General features: G+C 71.7%; 17 protein-coding genes. 10 read left to right on the forward strand and 7 right to left on the reverse strand.

Annotated features, from left to right (window positions below; translation table 11 throughout):
• Nucleotides 1-74 precede the first annotated feature (74 nt).
• On the reverse strand, nt 75-1,361 hold the full coding sequence (locus tag Cco03nite_RS01940) for an ABC transporter substrate-binding protein (RefSeq protein WP_203688155.1): 1,287 nt from the start codon (nt 1,359-1,361) through the stop codon (nt 75-77).
• Between the two features lie 168 nt (nt 1,362-1,529).
• On the opposite strand from Cco03nite_RS01940, the gene Cco03nite_RS01945 reads away from it, so the two are divergent.
• Genes Cco03nite_RS01945 through Cco03nite_RS01975 form a run of 7 tightly spaced genes read left to right on the forward strand, consistent with a single transcriptional unit; the run spans nt 1,530 to nt 7,470 of the window.
• A complete protein-coding gene (locus tag Cco03nite_RS01945) occupies nt 1,530-2,276 on the forward strand; it encodes an SDR family NAD(P)-dependent oxidoreductase (RefSeq protein WP_203688156.1) in 747 nt (248 codons plus the stop codon).
• A gap of 36 nt (nt 2,277-2,312) precedes the next feature.
• Nucleotides 2,313-3,023: a FadR/GntR family transcriptional regulator gene (locus Cco03nite_RS01950; RefSeq protein WP_203688157.1), complete on the forward strand. Its 711-nt coding sequence runs from the start codon at nt 2,313-2,315 to the stop codon at nt 3,021-3,023.
• Nucleotides 3,020-4,165, forward strand: coding sequence for a galactonate dehydratase (gene dgoD, locus Cco03nite_RS01955; RefSeq protein WP_203688158.1), 1,146 nt, complete (start codon nt 3,020-3,022; stop codon nt 4,163-4,165). Before Cco03nite_RS01950 ends, dgoD begins: the two co-directional genes overlap by 4 nt.
• Nucleotides 4,159-5,001, forward strand: coding sequence for an aldose epimerase family protein (locus tag Cco03nite_RS01960; protein WP_203688159.1), 843 nt, complete (start codon nt 4,159-4,161; stop codon nt 4,999-5,001). The genes dgoD and Cco03nite_RS01960 overlap by 7 nt, the downstream gene beginning before the upstream one ends.
• Nucleotides 4,998-5,618 (forward strand): bifunctional 4-hydroxy-2-oxoglutarate aldolase/2-dehydro-3-deoxy-phosphogluconate aldolase, encoded by a 621-nt coding sequence (locus tag Cco03nite_RS01965; RefSeq protein ID WP_203688160.1) that lies wholly within the window; start codon nt 4,998-5,000, stop codon nt 5,616-5,618. Before Cco03nite_RS01960 ends, Cco03nite_RS01965 begins: the two co-directional genes overlap by 4 nt.
• On the forward strand, nt 5,615-6,553 hold the full coding sequence (locus tag Cco03nite_RS01970) for a sugar kinase (protein WP_203688161.1): 939 nt from the start codon (nt 5,615-5,617) through the stop codon (nt 6,551-6,553). The genes Cco03nite_RS01965 and Cco03nite_RS01970 overlap by 4 nt, the downstream gene beginning before the upstream one ends.
• Before the next feature lie 26 nt (nt 6,554-6,579).
• Nucleotides 6,580-7,470, forward strand: coding sequence for an SMP-30/gluconolactonase/LRE family protein (locus Cco03nite_RS01975; RefSeq protein WP_203688162.1), 891 nt, complete (start codon nt 6,580-6,582; stop codon nt 7,468-7,470).
• A gap of 16 nt (nt 7,471-7,486) precedes the next feature.
• Here Cco03nite_RS01975 and Cco03nite_RS01980 read toward each other — a convergent pair whose 3' ends face one another.
• Together Cco03nite_RS01980 and Cco03nite_RS01985 are read right to left on the reverse strand one after the other, a co-directional pair.
• Nucleotides 7,487-8,782: a protein NO VEIN domain-containing protein gene (locus tag Cco03nite_RS01980; protein WP_203688163.1), complete on the reverse strand. Its 1,296-nt coding sequence runs from the start codon at nt 8,780-8,782 to the stop codon at nt 7,487-7,489.
• Nucleotides 8,783-8,855: 73 nt separating this feature from the next.
• A complete protein-coding gene (locus Cco03nite_RS01985) occupies nt 8,856-10,253 on the reverse strand; it encodes an alpha,alpha-trehalose-phosphate synthase (UDP-forming) (RefSeq protein WP_203688164.1) in 1,398 nt (465 codons plus the stop codon).
• Between the two features lie 409 nt (nt 10,254-10,662).
• Between Cco03nite_RS01985 and Cco03nite_RS01990 the strand changes: the two genes are divergently transcribed.
• Both Cco03nite_RS01990 and Cco03nite_RS01995 read left to right on the forward strand, forming a co-directional pair.
• Complete coding sequence (locus Cco03nite_RS01990; protein WP_203688165.1) at nt 10,663-12,465, forward strand: glycoside hydrolase family 3 protein; 1,803 nt, start codon at nt 10,663-10,665, stop codon at nt 12,463-12,465.
• Nucleotides 12,466-12,474: 9 nt separating this feature from the next.
• Nucleotides 12,475-13,761 (forward strand): exo-beta-N-acetylmuramidase NamZ family protein, encoded by a 1,287-nt coding sequence (locus Cco03nite_RS01995; protein ID WP_203688166.1) that lies wholly within the window; start codon nt 12,475-12,477, stop codon nt 13,759-13,761.
• A gap of 70 nt (nt 13,762-13,831) precedes the next feature.
• On the opposite strand, the gene Cco03nite_RS02000 is transcribed toward Cco03nite_RS01995, so the two are convergent.
• The 3 genes from Cco03nite_RS02000 to Cco03nite_RS02010 all read right to left on the reverse strand — a co-directional run bounded on the left by Cco03nite_RS02000 (nt 13,832) and on the right by Cco03nite_RS02010 (nt 15,647).
• Complete coding sequence (locus Cco03nite_RS02000; protein ID WP_203688167.1) at nt 13,832-14,062, reverse strand: hypothetical protein; 231 nt, start codon at nt 14,060-14,062, stop codon at nt 13,832-13,834.
• A 61-nt stretch (nt 14,063-14,123) separates the two neighbouring features.
• Complete coding sequence (locus tag Cco03nite_RS02005; RefSeq protein ID WP_203688168.1) at nt 14,124-14,723, reverse strand: hypothetical protein; 600 nt, start codon at nt 14,721-14,723, stop codon at nt 14,124-14,126.
• 114 nt (nt 14,724-14,837) lie between these two features.
• A complete protein-coding gene (locus tag Cco03nite_RS02010; RefSeq protein WP_203688169.1) occupies nt 14,838-15,647 on the reverse strand; it encodes an alpha/beta hydrolase in 810 nt (269 codons plus the stop codon).
• 88 nt (nt 15,648-15,735) lie between these two features.
• Between Cco03nite_RS02010 and Cco03nite_RS02015 the strand changes: the two genes are divergently transcribed.
• Nucleotides 15,736-16,167 carry a hypothetical protein gene (locus Cco03nite_RS02015; RefSeq protein ID WP_203688170.1) on the forward strand — a complete coding sequence of 144 codons (432 nt, stop codon included), beginning with the start codon at nt 15,736-15,738 and terminating at the stop codon, nt 16,165-16,167.
• Between the two features lie 72 nt (nt 16,168-16,239).
• Here the strand turns inward: Cco03nite_RS02015 and Cco03nite_RS02020 are convergent, their stop codons facing one another.
• The gene (locus tag Cco03nite_RS02020; RefSeq protein WP_203688171.1) at nt 16,240-18,543 is read right to left on the reverse strand and encodes an immune inhibitor A domain-containing protein; all 2,304 of its coding nucleotides are present in this window, start codon (nt 18,541-18,543) and stop codon (nt 16,240-16,242) included.
• Between the last annotated feature and the right edge of the window lie 162 nt (nt 18,544-18,705).

Below are 18,705 nucleotides of genomic sequence, written 5' to 3' on the forward strand. Positions count from 1 at the left end.
TGAGCAGGAGCGGCGACGGCCGAAACGACCGCCGCCGCCGTGCAGTGCTGTTGGTGGAGCTGACCGCGGTCACGTCAGCCCTTGAAGACCTTCTCGGCGTTCTTCTGCCACTCGGCGAGGATCGCGTCGATCTGGTCGGGCTTGTCGATGAACCTGGTCAGCGCCGTGTCCGCGGTGGGCTGCAGCGCGTCGCTGGAGTCGCGGTTGAAGAACTGGGTGAGCTCGGCGGCGCCGGCCAGCATGGCCTTGCCCTTGGCGACCAGCGGCATGTCGGACGCCTTGGCCTTGGGGTGGGCGGGCAGGATGATGCCGGAGCTGTTGGCGACGTACGCCTCCTGCGCCTCCACGGAGGCCGCGTAGGTCAGCAGCGCCTTGGTGGCGGCCGGGTTGGCGGTCTTGGCGCTGGCGAAGAGGCCGTCGGTGGGCGCCTCCTCCGCGACCGGCACCGCCGGGTCGATGATCGGGAACTGGAAGAAGTCGAGGTCTTCCACGACGTCCTTGGCTGTCGCGTCGGCGAGGAAGGTGCCGATGAGGAACATGCCGGTCTTGCCCGCGAGCAGGGCGGTGGTCGCCTCCTGGAACGGGTACGCCTTGCCCTTGGGGTCGAAGTACGGCAGGGCCTCGCTCCACTTGGCGAAGACGGCCTTGACCTTGGGGTCGTCGAAGCGCTGCTTGCCGGCGAGCAGTTCGCGGTGGAACGGCGCGCCGTTGACGCGGATGTTGAGGTAGTCGAACCAGGCCGAGGCGACCCACGGGGTGTCGCCCAGGCCGATGCCGATCGGCGGGATGCCCTTGCTCTTGAGGGTCTGGCACAGGGTCAGGAACTCCGCCCAGGTCTTCGGCGGCTGCACGCCCCACTTGGCGAAGTTGGACTTGCGGTAGAAGAAGCCCCACCAGTAGTTGTTCATCGGGACGAAGATCTGCTTGCCGGTCTCGTCGGTGGACACGTTGCGCATCGCCGGGGTGTATTCGCCCAGCCCCTGCCACACGTCGGACACGTCGAGCAGCAGGTTCTTGCGCGAGTACGCGTTGGCGACCGAGCCCGAGTACCAGGTGTACAGGTCCGGCGGGTTGGCGGAGCTGAGGTAGGTCGGCAGCTGGGTCCGGTAGATCTCGGTCGCGACCGTGTTCAGCGTCGCGGTGCCCTTGCCGAGCTTGTTGAAGTCGGCGACGAGCTTCTCGAGACCGGACTTGGCCGCCCCGGTGAGGTTCGACTGAAGGGTGATGCCGCCACCGGTGGGGGTGCTACCGGTGCCGGCGGAGCTGGCGCAGGCGCTGAGCAGGGGGCCGGCGCCGAGGGCGCCGAGGCCGGCCAGGCCGAGGCCGAGCAGCCGGCGACGACTGGGATCGAAGTCGCTCACTGAGGACATCCTTCCTGAGGGATGCGGGGGTGACTGTGCGTATGTCGATCACGTAAATCCTTGTGTCCAACAGGTTGCATCGCGCCTCGGCGGCTGTCAAGATATCTTCGTAATTAATGATTAGATCTCAGGTGGGGATCGTTACTCCGGCAGATGGGGAGCCAGTCTATGCGCGGCCTGAACGGCAAGAACGCCCTGATCACAGGGGCAGCCGGCGGCATCGGCGCGGCCACCGCCCGTCGGCTCGCCGCTGAGGGCACCGCCGTCGGCCTGCTCGACATCGCCGAAACGGGAGCGCTCGCCGACGAGATCAACGGCTCCGGCGGCCGCGCACTGTCCGTGACCGTCGATGTCTCCGACGAGGTCGGCTGGGAGTCCGCGGCCGCCGCCGTCCGCGAGCGGTTCGGCCCGATCGGCATCCTGGTCAGCAACGCCTACACCGTCGAGGTCACCCCGGCGCACCTGACCAGCCGCTCATCCTGGGACCACCAGCTCGCCGTCAGCCTCACCGGCACCTTCCTCGGCGTCCGCGCGTGCCTTGCCGACCTGCGCGCCGAGCACGGCGCGGTCGTGGTCGTCTCCTCGGTCCACGCCCTGGTCGGCCTGCCCGGCCGCCCCGCCTACGCCGCCGCCAAGGGCGGCCTGGTGGCCCTGGCCCGGCAGCTCGCCGTCGAGTACGGTCCCGAGATCCGCGTCAACACCGTGCTGCCCGGCCCGATCCTCACCGCCGCGTGGGACGACGTGTCCGAAGCGGACCGGCGGGCCAGCGTGGCCGAGACTGTCGCCAAGCGGTTCGGCGCCCCCGACGAGGTCGCCGCGACGATAGCGTTCCTCGCCTCCGCCGACGCCGCCTACATCACCGGGACCAGCCTGGTGGTCGACGGCGGCTGGACCGCGACCAAGGCCTCGGCCTGACCTGACCGGCACCGACGAGCGAGAAGGCGCGAAGCATTGGCACAGTACACAGGACGCGGCGTCCACGGGCAGACCGTCGAGATCATCGCCGGGCGCATCCTCGCCGGCGAGATCGCCGAAGGCGCGACGATCAACCTCGCCGCGCTGCAGGAGGAACTCGACATCAGCCTCACCGTGATGCGGGAGGCGCTGAAGGTGCTCACCGCCAAGGGCCTGGTCGACGCCCGCCCCAAACGCGGCACCTTCGTCCGGCCCCGCGCCGCCTGGAACCTGCTCGACGCCGACGTCATCCGCTGGCAGTTCGCCGGCGGCGCCGACGAGTCGCTGCTCGACCAGCTGCACGAGGTCCGCGCCATCATGGAGCCCGCGGCCGCTAAACTCGCCGCCGCCCGCGCCACCGACGCCGACCTCGCCGCGCTCGACGCCGCGCTCGCCGAGATGGCCGACGCCCACGACGACCCCGCCGCCGCGGTCGCCGCCGACCTGAACTTCCACCGCGCCCTGCTGCACGCCGCGCACAACGAGTGGCTGGAGCGGATGAAGGTCGTCATGGAGACCGGCCTGGCCGAACGCGACAAGCTCGTCCACGGCGCCGAGCACCACGGCGACCCGGTCCCCAGCCACCAGGCCGTGGTGGCCGCGATCCGCGCCCGCGACGCGGCGGCCGCCGAACGGGCCATGGGCGACCTGCTGGACAAGGCAGCGCAGGACGTCGCCGACGTCCGCAAGCAGAAGGACACCCGTTGAAGATCGACCGAATCGAAACGTTCCTCGTCGCGCCGCGGTGGCTGTTCTGCCGCGTACAGACCGACGACGGGCTGGTCGGCTGGGGCGAACCTGTCGTCGAGGGCCGCGCCGAAGTCGTGCGCGCCGCCGTCGACACGCTCGCCGAACTCCTCATCGGCGAGGACCCGCTGCGCATCGAGCACCACTGGCAGGTGCTGACCAAGGGCGGCTTCTACCGCGGCGGCCCCGTGCTGTCCAGCGCCGTCGCCGGACTCGACCAGGCCCTGTGGGACATCGCCGGGCAGGCCTACGGCGCACCCGTGCACGCCCTGCTCGGCGGACCGGTCCGCGACCGGGTGCGCATCTACGCCTGGATCGGCGGCGACGACCCGTCCGAGATCGGCGAGCAGGCCGCCGCGCAGGTCGCCGCCGGGATGACCGCGGTAAAGATGAACGCCTCCGGCCGGCTGTCCCCCATCCCGACCTCCGCCGAGGTCGACGCCGTCGTCAGCCGCGTCGCCGCCGCCCGCGACGCCCTCGGCGAGCACCGCGACATCGCCGTCGACTTCCACGGCCGGGCCGGTTCGGCTGCCGTACGCCGCATCCTGCCCGAGATCGCGCCCCTGCGGCCGTTCTTCGCCGAGGAGCCGGTGCTGCCCGACCAGGCCCACCGCCTGCACGACATCGTGACCTGCTCCCCCGTGCCGATCGCGACCGGCGAACGGCTCTACGGCCGGGCCGAGTTCCTCGCCCCGCTGCAGGCCGGCGTCGCGGTCGTGCAGCCCGACCTGTCCCACGCCGGCGGCATCTCCGAGGTGCGGCGCATCGCCGCGCTCGCCGAGACCCACGGCGCGGTGCTCGCCCCGCACTGCCCGCTGGGCCCGATCTCGCTGGCCGCGAGCCTTCAGGTCGCGCTGGCCACGCCGAACTTCCTGATCCAGGAGCAGAGCATCGGCATCCACTACCACCAGGGCAGCGAGCTGCTCGACTACCTGGTCGACCCGGCCCCGTTCGCGTTCGTCGACGGCCACATCAACCGCCTGGACGCCCCCGGCCTGGGCATCACCGTCGACGAGGCCGCCGTACGCAAGGCCGACGCGACCGGCCACGCCTGGCGCAACCCGGTCTGGCGGCACGACGACGGGTCGTTCGCCGAATGGTGACCGGCGCACCGGTCGCACTGCGCGCCGAACTGGACCCCGCCCACGGCGGCCGGTGGACCAGCCTGTCCGGCGGCGACCGCGAATGGCTCTGGCACCGCCCCGGCACCGAACGCGACACGGTCTCCCCCGGTGACGCCTTCGTCGACGCGGGCGGCCTGGAGGAATGCCTGCCGACCGTACGCGGCCTGCCCGACCACGGGGACGTCTGGTCCCACCCCTGGCAGCGGAACCCGGACGGCGCGACGATCACCCGGCCCGAGTTCACCCTGACCAGAAGCGTGTCCGAACACTCCGGCGCGGTCGTCGCCGACTACACCCTGGCCGCCGACCCCGGCTACCGGTTCGTGTGGGCCGCGCACGCGCTGCTCGACCTGAGCCCCGCCGCCCGCCTCGACGCACCCGCCGGCACCACCACCAGGCTGTACCCCGAAGCCGCGCCACTGCCGGCCGAACCCTGGCCCGTCGACCGCCCCTGGCTCGACGGGCCCTGGCCGTCCCCGGCCGGGCTGCGCCTGGACCGGCTCGGCCCCGACGACGGCACCGCGCTCGGCGCGATCCTCACCGGCTGCCCGACCGTGCACGTCCACGACGGAGCCGACCGGCTCACCCTGCACCTGGACTGCGACGGCCAGCCCCGCTCCACCGCCCTGTGGCGCAACCTGCGCGGCTGGCCCCAGCCCGGCCCCTACCGCAGCATCGGCGTCGAACCGATGCTCGGCGCCGTCTTCGACCTCGCCGAGGCCGGCCCCGGCGACGCCGCCGTCGTTCCCGCGTCCGGCCAGGTCACCTGGCGGCTCACCATCACCGCTCACCGCCGCGGAGGCACCACCCCATGAACCTGCTCGACACCCTGCGCACCCACCGGCTGCTCGCGATCGTGCGCGGCCCCGACCCGCAGGCCGCCCTGGACAGCGTGCTCGCCCTCGCCGACAGCGGCGTCGGCCTGATCGAGGTGTCGCTCACCGCCGCCGGGGCGCTGGACACCATCGCCCGCGCCCGCGCCGCACTCGGCCCCGGATTCGCCCTCGGCGCGGGCACGGTGCTCACCGAAACCGACGCCCGCCAGGCCGCCGACGCGGGCGCGACCTTCCTGGTCACCCCCGCCATCGCGCCCAGCCTGGCCGAAGCCGCCCGCCTCGGGCTGCCCGTACTGGCCGGCGCGCTGACCCCCAGTGAGGTCGTGCAGGCCACCCTCGCCGACGCGGCCGCGGTCAAGCTGTTCCCCGCCTCCATCGGCGGCCCCGGCTACCTGCGCGCGCTGCGCGACCCGTTCCCGCAGACCGCGTTCGTGCCCGTCGGCGGCGTCGACGCGGCCCTGGCCGGGCAGTACCTGCAGGCCGGGGCGGTCGCGGTCGGCGTCGGCTCGCCGCTGCTCGGCGACGCCGTCCGGGGCGGCGACCTCGCCGCGCTGCGCGAGCGCGCCCAGGCGTTCATCGCCGGAGTGGCCGCATGACCGACGTGCTCACCCTCGGCGAGACCATGGCCGCGTTCCGGATGGCCGGGCCGCTGCGGCTCGGCGGCCCCGCGCACCTGTCCGTCGCGGGCTCGGAGTCCACCGTCGCGATCGGCCTGGCCCGGCTCGGTCACCGGGCGAGCTGGCTCGGCATCACCGGCGCCGACGAGCCCGGCGAGCTGGTACGGCGTTGCCTGCGCGCCGAAGGCGTCGACATCGGCCTGGCCCGTGTCGACCCGCACGCCCCGACCGGGTTGATCCTGTTCGAGCCCCGCGTCGCTGACCTGACCCGGGTCGTCTACCACCGCACCGGCTCGGCCGGCTCCCGGCTGAGCGCCGACGACGTGCACCCCGCGTTCGCCGACGGCCGCACGCCGCGGATCGTGCACGTCACCGGCATCACCTGCGCACTCGGCGACGGCCCGTACGAGGCGGTGCGTCACGCGGTCGGGCACGCGCGGGCCGCGGGCAGCCTGGTCAGCCTCGACGTCAACCACCGCAGCCGGCTGTGGTCGGCGCGGCGGGCCGCCGCCGCGTTGCGACCGCTGTTGCCCTCGCTCGACCTGGTCGTCGCCTCCGACGACGAGCTCGCGGTGCTCACCGATGACGCCGACCCGGTCGCCGCGCTGCTGGCCGCGGGCGTACGCGAAGTCGTGGTCAAGCACGGCGCGGGCGGCGCGACCAGCCACGGCGAGCACGGCACGCTGCACCGGCCCGCCCGGCCCGTGCCGGTCGTCGACACCGTCGGCGCGGGCGACGCGTTCGTGGCCGGATACCTGTCCGGCCTGCTCGACGGCGCCGACGCCGCGGCACGGCTCGACCGCGCCGTCACCGTCGGGGCGTTCGCCGTCGCCACCCGCGGCGACTGGGAAGGGCTGCCGTTCCGCGCCGACCTCGCCCTGCTCGACCACGACCCCGGCAGCGCCGTCCGCTGACGCCCTCCCCCTCGACAAGGAGCATGATGACGGCACAGGATCACACGACGCTGAGCGAACCGGTGGCGTGGAGCGACGACCGGCTCGAACTCGGCGAAGGAGCGCGCTGGGTCGACGGCCGGCTCGTGCTCGTCGACCTGCTCGCCGGGCGGCTGCTGGAGACCGGCGGCGACGCGCCGGGCCCGCTGCGCGAGCTGTACCGGCTGGACCTGCCGCTGGGCGCGGTCGCGCCGGTGGCCGGGCAGCCCGGCCGGTGGCTGGCCGCCGCCGGCACCGGCCTGGCCCTGCTCGATGGCGGGCAGGTGCTTCCGGTCGTCGACCTGGAGTCCACGAATCCGTTCCCGGCGAGGGTGAACGACGCTGTCGCCGACCCGCACGGGCGGTTCTGGGCCGGGACCATGACCTATGACGCGGTGCCGGGCGCGGGCACGCTGTTCCGCCACGACGGCACGACGCAGGCTGCCGTCACCGGCCTGACCATCACCAACGGCCCTGCGTTCGACGCGACCGGCACGGTGATGTACCTCGCGGACACGCCGCTGGGCCAGGTCGACCGGTTCAGCGTCGACCCGGCCACCGGCGAGCTGTCCGAGCAGAAGCCGTTCCTGCGGCTGACGCCCGCCGACGGGTTCCCCGACGGGATGACCGTCGACGTCGCGGGCAACCTGTGGGTGGCGCTGTGGGGCGGCCACGCCGTACGCCGCTACCGGCCCGACGGCACCCTGGACCGGGAGATCCGGTTGGGCGCGGCTCAGCCGACGAGCGTGTGCCTGGGCGGTCCAGGCATGCGACGGCTGTTCATGACGACCGCGTCGTACGGGCTCGCCGAACCAGGGATACCGGACGGGGCTCTACTGGCCGTCGACGTCGACGTCGCGGGTCTACCCGCCGCCACCGCGAACCTGCCGCGCGGCTGACGAACTCGCGCGGTAGTCACTCGGGCGCGTCCACGGGGGTGGGTGTGAGGTCGAAACTGCGCGGCTTGAGGACCGTGTCGTCAGGGTTCCACGCCATCACGCGGAAGACGCCGCCCTCGGCGTCAACCTCCCCGTCCGGCCGGAAGACGACGTTGGACAGGATTCCGAGTACGCAGTCTCCCGGGTGCTCCTTCGCCCACCGGACCTCGTTGCGGGACACGATGACCGTGTCACCCGCGGTCTCGGTTCCCTTCGCCTCCAGCCACAGCGTCCTGCCGTTCTTGGTCGCGATGGCGTCGTACGGGTTGCCGAAGCGGACGTCGTGGACCGTCCAGCCCCGGTCGCGGTAGTGCGCCATCAGACGGTTCTGCGCGGCGTCCTCGACTTTGCGACGCCTGACCGGGTCCATCTGCCAGCCCTGCCGAGGCGTACTCCGCGCCGGCGGAGGCATCGCGCGACCCAAATGCTCGGCCCAGAGTGCTTCCAGCTCGGCCGCGACCTTCGCGTCGGGCACCCAGCCACCGGCCTGCGGTCTCCAGATGCCGCCGGCCGGAATCCGCTCGACCAGGTCGGCGTGTGGCAGCCCGTCGTCGGGCAGCACGAGCGTGTCCCATTCGATCAGCACGTAGTTGGCATCGTCCCCGGTCTTGGCCTCATCCCAGTGCGAGTCGGGGAAGATCCGGCTCGTGACGGTGCCGCTGCCGATGACGCCGCGCGGCTCGACGCCCTGGCGCAGCAGGAACACCCGGTCGCCCGGCTCGATCCCCGACTTGCGCGGGCCGGTCGACCAGCGGCCGCGCAGCAGACCGCCCGCGGCGATCGTCGCCACGTCCTTCGCGTAGACCAGGGTCTCCCAGTCGTCCGGGTTCCACTTCTCCGGATTCCAGGTCGCGATCATGGTGGCCGCCTCGCGCACCCGGAACTCGGCACGTCGCGCCGGAGTGATCGAGTCCAGCTCCGACGAGTCGTAGTAGCGCACCGGGTTGCGATCGCGCGGGGCGAACGATCCTTTGAGAGCGTCGTGCACCGGGTCGCCGGGACGTAGCACGTCCCCCTGCAGCGCCCACTTCCGCCGCCCGTCCACCTCGTAGGTCGTCCGTCCGGTGATCTCGGCGACGACCTGGACGCATCCGTCGTACGACAAGGTCGCGAACCGCTCGTCGAGGCTGGGTCTGCCCAGTGTCCACAAACCGCGGTTGACCTCCCACAGCTCGTCGTCGGTCGCATCCGGTCGCCAACCCACCCAGGAACGTCCGAGTGGGTCGTCGTCCGGCACGCCACGCGCGTCGGTGAGAAGGAAGTTCACAGCCATCTGCGCATCCTTGCCTGGCGACTCGCGTGACACCATCGCCCGCATGGGGCGCGTCAGCCGTCCGGGTGACGCGTCACCGGCCGGCGCAGGCGGCCTCCAGTGCGGTCAGGTACGAGCGGGCCCAGGCCTGGATGTCGTGGGCGCGCACCTGTGCCCGCATGGTCGCCATCTGCGGACTCGGCTCGCTCGGATCGGCGGCCAGCGCCTCGACCAGGGTGTCCTTGAGGCCCTCCACGTCGTGCGGGTTGACCAGGTACGCCTGCGTCAGCTCGGCGGCGGCCCCGGCGAACTCGCTGAGCAGCAGCGCCCCGCACCCGTCGACGCGGGCGGCGACGTACTCCTTGGCGACCAGGTTCATGCCGTCGCGCAGCGGGGTGACCGCCATGACGTCGGCGGCCCGGTACAGCGCGGCCAGTTCGGTGCGGTCGAAGACCTGGCTGATGTAGTGCACCGCGGCGACGCCGAGCCGGCCGAAGTCGCCGTTGATCCGGCCGACCTCGCGCTCGACCCGGTCGCGCAGCTGCCGGTACTGCTCGACGCGCTCCCGGCCCGGGATGGCGACCTGCACCAGCACCGTCTCGGGGACCTTGAGCCGGCCGTCGGCCAGCAGCTCCCGGTAGGCCTTGAGCCGGTGCTCGATGCCCTTGGTGTAGTCGAGCCGGTCCACGCTGAGGATCACCCGCTGCGGGTCGCCCAGGTCGGCCCGGAGTTTCGCGGCCTGGTGCACGACCTCGTCGCGGCTGGCCAGTGCCTCCATCTCGGCGGTGTCGATCGACACCGGGAACGCGCCGGTGCTGGTGACGCGGCCGTCGAGCTCGATGCCGCGCTCGTCGACGTTCGCGCCGAGCACCTTCGCGACGAGCTGCTGGAAGTTGTGGACGGCCTGGATGCGCTGGAATCCGATCAGGTCGGCGCCGAGCATGCCGCGCAGCAGTTCGGCGCGGCGCGGCAGCTGCATGAACAGCTCCGGGGGCGGGAACGGCACGTGCAGGAAGAAGCCGATGCGCAGGTCGGGGCGCTGCGCGCGCAGCATCGCGGGAACCAGTTGCAGGTGGTAGTCCTGCACCCAGACCACGGCGCCGTGGGCGGCGACCTGGGCGGTGCGGTCGGCGTAGCGCTGGTTGACCCGCTGGTAGGCCTCCCACCAGCGGCGGTGGTGCACCGCGGGCTCGACGGCGTCGTGGTAGAGCGGCCACAGGGTGGAGTTGGCGAAGCCTTCGTAGTGGTCGCGGATGTCGTCCTCGGACAGCTCGACCGGGATCAGGTGCACGCCGTCGACGTCGGGCAGCGGCGGGGTGGGGCCGGGCTTGTCGGCCCAGCCGATCCAGGTGGCCGGCTTGTTGATGAGGACGGGATGCAGGGCTTCGCCCAGGCCGCCGGGGCTGCGCCGCCATTCGAAGACTCCTTCGGAGGCGGCGGCGTCGTTGATGGGCAGACGGCTGGCGACCACGACTAGCGAGGCGTCCCGCATCGGGTGCCCCCTTTCCGGTCTTTTACTGACATGAGGACGGTTCGTGCGGCTCTGCGGTTATTGATCGGGCCACGCGCACTTGTACCAACCCAAAGTTACGCCGCGATTACAGAACGCACGTCCTTCGTTCGTGCCAGTCTTCCTCACAGTAATCGCAGAGTTCCGTCCGATCCATGTTCGTCTCATCACGCCGTACACAATGGACGGTTTGATTGCGCAGTTCGCACGTGCGAGAAGCACACGCGAATGCGAGCCCCGCACCCATTCCGGCTCCGATCGGCCTTCACTGTCCGCACATCCGCGCGCTCGCGGCCCCGCCCAACCAGGCGATGAAGATTAGCTTCTTGACCTTGCTCGTATATGTAGCTAACTTTCACATAATCGAACAACTCTCTCCCGGAGGTCGTCGATGAAACGTCTCGCCGCCGCCGTCGCAGCCATGGCGGTCGCCCTGCCCGCCCCCGCCGCGGCCCGGCCCGCCCCTGACCCCACCGCCGCCGAACACGGCTGGGTCACCTCGACCCTGCGGCACATGAGCCTCGAACAGAAGGTCGGCCAGCTGTTCGTCACCTACGTGTACGGCTCCGACGCCACCAGCCCCGCCCCGGCCGACCGGACCGCGAACCTCGCGGCCTTCGGCGTAGAGACCCCCGCCGAGGTCGTCGACCGGTTCCACCTCGGCGGCGTGGTCTACTTCGCCTGGTCGCACAACCTCGACAACGTGCGGCAGATCGCGACGCTGTCCAACGGGCTGCAGGCCGCGTCGCTGCGCCCCGGCGGCAAGGACGAGGTGCCGCTGCTCATCTCCACCGACCAGGAGCAGGGCGTCGTACAGCGCATGCCCGCGCCGTCCGCGCAGTTCCCCGGCTCGATGGCCCTGGGCGCGAGCCGGTCGGCGAGCGCCGCCCACCTCGCCGCCGAGGTCACCGGCCGAGAGTTGAGCGCGGTCGGCATCCGCCAGCCGTACGCGCCGATCGCCGACGTCAACGTCAACCCGGCCAACCCCGTCATCGGTGTGCGTTCCTTCGGCTCCGATCCCGAGCTGGTCGCCGAACTGACCGCGGCGCAGGTCGGTGGTTTCGAGCAGGGTGCGCGGGTCACCGCGGTCGCCAAGCACTTCCCCGGCCACGGCGACACCGGCACCGACAGCCACACCGGCCTGCCGGTCATCCACCACACCCGCGAGCAGTGGGAGCGCATCGACGCCCCGGCCTTCCGGGCGGCGATCACCGCCGGCGTCGACTCGATCATGACCGCGCACATCGTCGTACCCGCGCTCGACCCGTCCGGCGACCCCGCCACCCTGTCCCCCACCATCCTCACCGGGGTGCTGCGCGAGCGGTTCGGCTTCCAGGGCGTGGTGGTCACCGACGCGCTCAACATGGCCGGCGTGCGCACCAAGTACGGCGACGCCCGCGTGCCCGTGCTCGCATTGAAGGCAGGCGCGGACCAGCTGCTGATGCCGCCGAACCTGGCCCTGGCCTACGACTCGGTGCTGCAGGCGGTGCGCGCCGGGGAGCTGACCGAGCGCCGCATCGACGAGTCGGTGCGCCGCATCCTGTCGGTCAAGTACCGCCAGGGGCTGAACCGGTCTCCCTACGTCGACGTCGAGGCCGCGGTGGCGGCGGTAGGCGCGGCGGACCACCTGGCGGCCGTCGCCGAGGTCACCGACCAGACCCTCACCGCCGTACGCAACGACGCCGGGCTGCTGCCGCTGCCGGGCGCCGACCGGTCGGTGCTCGTCACCGGCTGGAACAACGCCGCCTTCAACCCGATCGGCAGGCTCGCCGACGGCTTCACCGGCCGCGGCTCGCGCACGACCGCGCTGCCCGCGACGCTGCCGTCCGCCCAGGCCATCGCCAACGCCGCCACGCAGGCCGACCGGCACGACCTCACCGTCGTCCTGGTCAACAAGGCCTGGGACACCGCCGTCGGCGATCCGCGCGCCAGCCAGCAGCAGCTCGTCGCCGCCCTGGTCGCCACCGGAAAACCCGTCGTCGTCGTCGCCGTGCGCGACCCGTACGACATCGCCCACCTGCCCGGTGTCAGCACCTACCTGGCGACCTACACCTACACCCCCGCGGCCATGGACACCCTGGTCCGGGCGCTGCACGGCGAGCTGTCGCCGCACGGGCGGCTCCCGGTCACGATCGTCGCCGCCACCGACCCCGCCACGACGCTCTACCCCACCGGCCACGGCCTCACCTGGTAGGAGAAACCCTTGCGACGCAGAAACCTCATCACCGGCGGCATCGCCGCGGGCGCGCTCGGCGCGACCGCGCTCGCCGGGCCCGCCACGGCCGCGCCGAAGCCGCGCCGCGTCCAGACCGGACTGGACCGGCTGGTGGCCGAGCGGTTCGCCACCCTCGCCGGGCAGAAGGTCGGCGTGGTGTCGAACCCGACCGGCGTCGACGCCGACTACCGGCACCTGGTCGACCTCATCCACGAGTCCGGCCGGGTCGACCTGGTCGCGGCGTTCGGGCCCGAGCACGGCTTCCGCGGCTCCGCGCAGGCCGGCGGCAGCGAGGGCACCGGTGTCGACGCCCGCACCGGCATCACCGTGTACGACGCGTACGGCGCCTCGTTGGCCAAGTGGGAGGAGCTGATGACCCGGGCCGGGGTCGAGACCGTCGTGTTCGACATCCAGGACGTCGGCGTGCGCTTCTACACCTACATCTGGACCATGTACACCTCGATGGTCGCCGCGGCCCGGCTGGGCCTGCGCTACGTGGTGCTCGACCGGCCGAACCCGATCGGCGGGCGCGCCTACGGGCCGATGATGACCCCGGAGTTCACCTCCGGCGTGGGCCTGAAGGAGATCATCCAGCAGCACGGGATGACGGTCGGTGAGCTCGCCCGCTTCTTCAACGCCGAGTTCCTGCCCGCCGAGGCCGGCCGCCCCGTCGACCTGGACGTGGTGGCGTGCAAGCACTGGAAGCGCGACATGCTCGCCGCCGACACCGACGTGCCGTGGGTCATGCCCAGCCCCAACATGCCCACCCCGGACACCGCGCTGACCTACCCGGGCACCGGCCTGTTCGAGGGGGTCTCGTCGATCAGCGAGGGCCGGGGCACCACCCGGCCGTTCGAGCTGGTCGGCGGCCTGGCCACCGACTTCGACTACCACTGGTCCGACCGGCTCAACAACCGCGACCTGCCGGGGGTGCGGTTCCGGGAGGCGTACTTCGTGCCGACCATCGCCGGGCACCACCCGCCGCTGCTCAACAAGCTGTGCGCCGGGGTGGAGGTCAAGGTGACCGACCGGGCGGCGTACGACCCGATCCGGACCGCGGTCGCGATGCTGGTCGAGGCGCGCAAGTATCCGGCGTTCGCGTGGCGGGCCGACTCCTACGACCCGGTGCGGCCGTACTGGGTCGACAAGCTCACCGGCTCGCCCCGGCTGCGCACGATGATCGACGCGGGCGCGGACGTCGACGACGTGGTGGGCGCCTGGTCGCAGGAGCTGGCCGCGTTCGAGCAGCGACGCCGTCCGTACCTGCTGTACTGACAGCGCGCGGTGCGCTCCCGGCCCCGGTCCGATCGGCGGTCCCGATCGGAACCCGGTGGCCGGGAGGCGCTCACCGCGGCTCGCGCCACCCGGACGCCTCGCCCATGAGCAGGACCTCGACTCCTCCGGCAGTCTCCCGGACCGTCAGGCACACCTGCTCGTACGCGGCGCCCACGCGGGACAGGATCCCCTTCACCGGACGGCACTCCCGGGTCCAGCCGTAGCCGGCCGGCACGGCGTGCACCATCCGCCCCCGCCACCCGGCGGGCCGCCACCATCTCCTCAGCACATCCCAGCGCACGGCGGTACTTTGTGGACTTCGACGGACCAGTGCTGCCCCGTCACGCGGCCCGGCACCGCGATCAGACCGGCCGGCCCGGGGGGACGATCCGCTGCCATTCGCTGGAATAGACCGTGCCGAACAGCCGCAGCTGGTCACCCTTGCAGCTGTAGGTCTCGGGGGTGATCGTGGCCTTGAGCCGCTCTTTGGCGCGCTGGCTTCCGTTGACCTTCAGCGTGGTCCAGCCGGTCGCCTGCGGGTTGCTGTAGTTGATGGTCTTGTCGTCGGCCACGTAGTTGAGCTTCGTGGTGCCGCTGTGGATCATCTCGAACCGGTCGCCGTAGCCCGAGCCGCGCCTGGTCGTCTTGTCGACGGTGGCCATCGTGCCGTCGGCCTTGATCTGCATCAACGTGCCCGAGCCGGTGAACTGGATCTTGTTGCCGTACATCTCCCAGTTGGCCGTGTATGCGGTCTCGCGCCAGCTGCCGATCAGGCAGTCGGCCGGAGCCGCACTCGGCGGCGGCGGTGGCGGCAGCGCGGCCGACGGCGACGCAGCCGCAGAAGGTGACGGGCTCGGCGACGTGGCCGGCTCATCGCGCAGCGCCAGGTAGGCTGCGGCACCGCCGGCCAGGCAGAGCACCAGCAGCGCGACGAGCGCCACCACGCCCACCACTACCGGCATGGTCCAATCACGACGAGGCTGAGTCGGCTGCACGAGACCAGCATCCGCAACGATGTTCGTGACGACAAGTCCCGAATCGATCACACAGCCGGACACGCTCGCGCGCAGCGGCGGTCATTTGCCGGGCAGCACCTCGTCCAGGAAGTCGATGCCCTGCTCGATCAGGCCGCCGATGTCGTCGTATCCCGCGAAGCAGTGGTCGGCCCCGGGCACGAGCACCAGGTCGGCCCGCACCCCGACCGCACGTAGCGCCTCGGTGAGGGCCTGTCCCTGGCCGGGCGGGACGATCCGGTCGGCGGTGCCGTGCACGGTGAGGAACGGCGGGGCCCCGGCGTGCACCCGGTCGAGCGCGTTGCCGAACGCGACGAACTCCCGCCGCCCGCTGACCGGGCCGCCGAACAGCAGCGCGGGCGGTGAAGCCGGGTCGTCCAGGTCGTCGAAGGCGAAGAAGTCGACCGCGCCGTACCAGTTGACGACGGCCTGGACCGCGTTCTCGCCGGTGCCGGTGAGCCCGGCCATCGCGGCGAGGTGGCCGCCCGCCGACTCGCCCAGCGCGGCGAACCGCGCCGGGTCCAGTTTGAGCTGGTCTGCGTAGAGGCGTAGCCAGCGCACGGCGGACTGGACGTCGAGCAGCTGGGCCGGATACGGCGCTTCCAGCGCTAGCCGGTAGTCGACGTCGGCGACCGCCCAGCCGCGGTCGAGGAAGCGCTGGTGGAACCGGTGCGGTGCGACCGGCGCCGGCAGGCCCACCCGGCTGCCCTCCAGCCAGCCGCCGCCGTGCACCCACAGCAGCACCGGGAACGGCCCGTCGCCCGGCGGCAGGTGCAGATCCAGGTGCAGCGGCCGGTAGCCGGGCACGACCGCCACGGTGCAGTCGGCGTAGGTGACGGTGGGCCGAGGCTCCGGTGGCGGATATCCGGTCATGGGCACATTCCATTCATGATCACTACGATCAGCCGACGATACCTCGGTCTCCGCCACCTCGAGCCCGCCACCCCCGGAGGATCCCACCATGACCATGCCCCGCCTCTCACCTGCCGGTTGGACGATCGCGGCCTTCGGGCTCGCCGCGCTGCTGCTCGGCGCGGTCGGCCTGATCAGCCCGGAAACCCTGCTGGCCTCGATGGGATTCACCCACGACGGCACCATCGCGCGCGCCGCGGACGACTTCACACTCGTGTTCGTCCGGACCTCGGCGATGGCCTCGTTCAACATGGGCGTGTACTACCTGCTGGCCGCAGCGAAGGACTGGACGGCGTTCTTCGCCTTCACGGTGGCCTTCCGGCTGCTGACGTTCGCGGTCTTCACCGCCCTGGTGCTCACGGACACCGCGCCGGCCGGATTCTTCGCGGTGGCGGCGTGGGAAGGGGCGGGGGCACTCGCCACCTTCGTCGCGCTGCGCGTACAACGGCGCTCTGCGCGGTCGTCGGCCGTCGCCGGCTGACGGCGTTCGCCGGCAACGGCGCAGGGCCGGGAGCGTCGGCTCCCGGCCCTGCATCTTGTCAGCTGGTCCGTGCTACGGGTTGACCACGCTGACGGTCAGGACGTTGCCCGACTGGGCGGTGACCGTGGCGGTCACGCCGAGGCCGGCGACCTTCACGCTGCCCTGCGGGTTGGCGGTGCTGTAGTACGCGTCGGGGTTGGTGTCGTCGAACGTGGCGATGCCCGCGTTGGCCGCGGCGCAGGCCGCCACGGTCTGCACGGTCTGGGTCTTGCCGCTGCCGGCGAGCACCTCCTTGTGCAGGCACAGCTCCGGCACCGGCTGGATGCCGAACGTCGCGTCGAACGGCTGGCGGCGGTTGCTGGGCCGGGTGCCGTCGGGGTACGCGAACGGCGCGGGCCGGGCGTCGACCGGCAGCGACAGGCCCGTGCCGGGGTGCTCGGAGGTGTTGTTGTCCTCGACGGTGTGGTTGACGTACCACACGAGCATGCCGGGGCGGAACGAGAAGAACTCGACCTTGTCCGGCGCGCTGAGGTTGTAGCTGAACTGGTAGGGGCCGGTGCGCAGGGTGTCGTCGTAGCCGGTGTACTGGCGGTTCTCCAGCAGGTAGTACCGGTCGGCGGTGGTGGTCACCGTGCCGGTCGAGCGCTGCCACTGGCCCGTCGCGGTCCAGGCTCCGGGCTGCTCGACGTCGTCGGTCAGCACGGTGGTGTTGCCGGCCTTGACGACGACGTCGTCGATGAACGCGCCGGCGAAGTGCACGCCGCCGTCGGTCTGGTAGCGGAACCGGAACTGCGTCGCGCCGCCGCCGGCGGTGTAGGACAGGCGCAGCGTGGTCCACTTGCCGTTGGACGAGCCGGTGATCGGCTGGCCGATCTGCGACCAGGTCGTGCCGCCGTCGGTGGAGTACTCGCCGTAGAGGTAGTCGAAGCCGGCCTCGATGTCGTACCAGGCCTTGGCGGTCACGGTGACCTTCGAGGCGGCCGGCACGGCGTGCGACAGGGACTCGTTGAGCTGGTCGGCGCTGCCGGTCCACCAGGCGTACTGCCCCGAGGAGGGCGTGGTGTACGCCGTCGACGTGGTGGCGGCGGGCAGGTTCACCTTGATCGCCTGGGCGTTGGCGGCCTCGGCGTCCTGGGCCGGGTCGAGCAGGATGGTGCCGCTCTGGCCGGGGTTGACCTGGCGGTAGTCGAGCCAGCCGAGGAACAGCTTCTCCTCGGGCCCCATCAGGCCGGGCGTGGTGCCGATGCCGTTGTTCGCCTCCGCGCCGTGGCCGAGCCACGAGCCGGAGCTCATCAGCGTCCAGAACGCGGTGGTGTTCTCGCCGCCGGCGGTGTCGTAGTAGTCCGGCAGGCCGAGGTCGTGGCCGAACTCGTGGGCGAACACGCCCAGGCCGCCGTTCTCCGGCTCGGTGGTGTAGTCGCCGAGCCAGTAGTTCGAGTTGCCGATCCGGGCGCCGCCGGACAGGTTCTGCTGCGCGCCGACGCTGGGGCCGGACAGGCCGTAGTCGGTGGCGTTGACATACCAGCGGTGCGACCAGATGGCGTCCTCGCCCTGCGCGCCGCCGCCGGCGTCCTCGCCCTCACCGGCGTGCACGGCCTGGAAGTGGTCGATGTAACCGTCGGACTCGTCGAAGTTGCCGTCGTTGTCGAAGTCGTAGCGGTCCCAGACGTCGAACTGCGCCAGGTAGGCGTTGATCTGGTCGGGGGTCATGGTCGCCAGCGCGTGCTGGTACCAGGCGTTGCCGGTGTCGCTGATGAACGCCCAGGAGCCGCCGTTGTCCTCGATGGCGTTGTCGCCGTAGTAGGACGCGTTGTAGGGCACCTTCACCCAGTCGCTGACGGTGTTGGTGACCGAGTACCGGCCGGAGGACAGGTCCTCGTAGAAGCTCTTCATCGACTCGCCGGAGCCGTTGAACAGCTGCTCGTAGTGGGCGGTGTCGAAGTCGGCGGCCCATTCGGTGGAGTTGTTCACCGAGCGGTCGGGGGCGGGGATCTCGTTGTGCAGGGGGCCGGGGGCGGTGCCGTACTTGCCCGCGCTCTGCGTGCCGAACTCGGACAGGATCGTGAAGATCTTGTCGGTCTTCTCGAACGCCACCTCGACGACGTTGTCCGTCGCGGCGTCGACCGTGACGTTGCCCTTCGCATCGATGTGGGCCTTGCCGCGGGCGACCATCTCGAGTGCGGCCTTGCGCTTGGCAAGCCACTGCTCGGTGCGCGGACCGGGTCGGTTGTCCGGCCGGTGGGCCGCGGCGGCCTGTGCCCCGCCTGCCGCGTTCCCGCTGGTGGCAGGTGCTGCGCCGGCCGGCCATTGCAGGGCAGCGACTACCATCGCCGCGCCGGCCGCGCCGGCGACAGCGGAGATGGTGAGCTTCCTCATCGTGTTGATCCCTCCGGGGCGGAAATTATGAAGCAGTTTTCGCTTCACTTTGCGGAGCCTCACACAGAACGGCGAGTTCATCTCTCCGCCGCGGAGCCGGGTGGTCCGTGACACGGATGTCGCGGTCGCGTCGCGGACGTCGACCGGCGCCGTCATCACCGG

The sequence above is a fragment of the Catellatospora coxensis genome, from assembly GCF_016862635.1.
GTDB classification, from domain to species: Bacteria; Actinomycetota; Actinomycetes; order Mycobacteriales; family Micromonosporaceae; genus Catellatospora; species Catellatospora coxensis.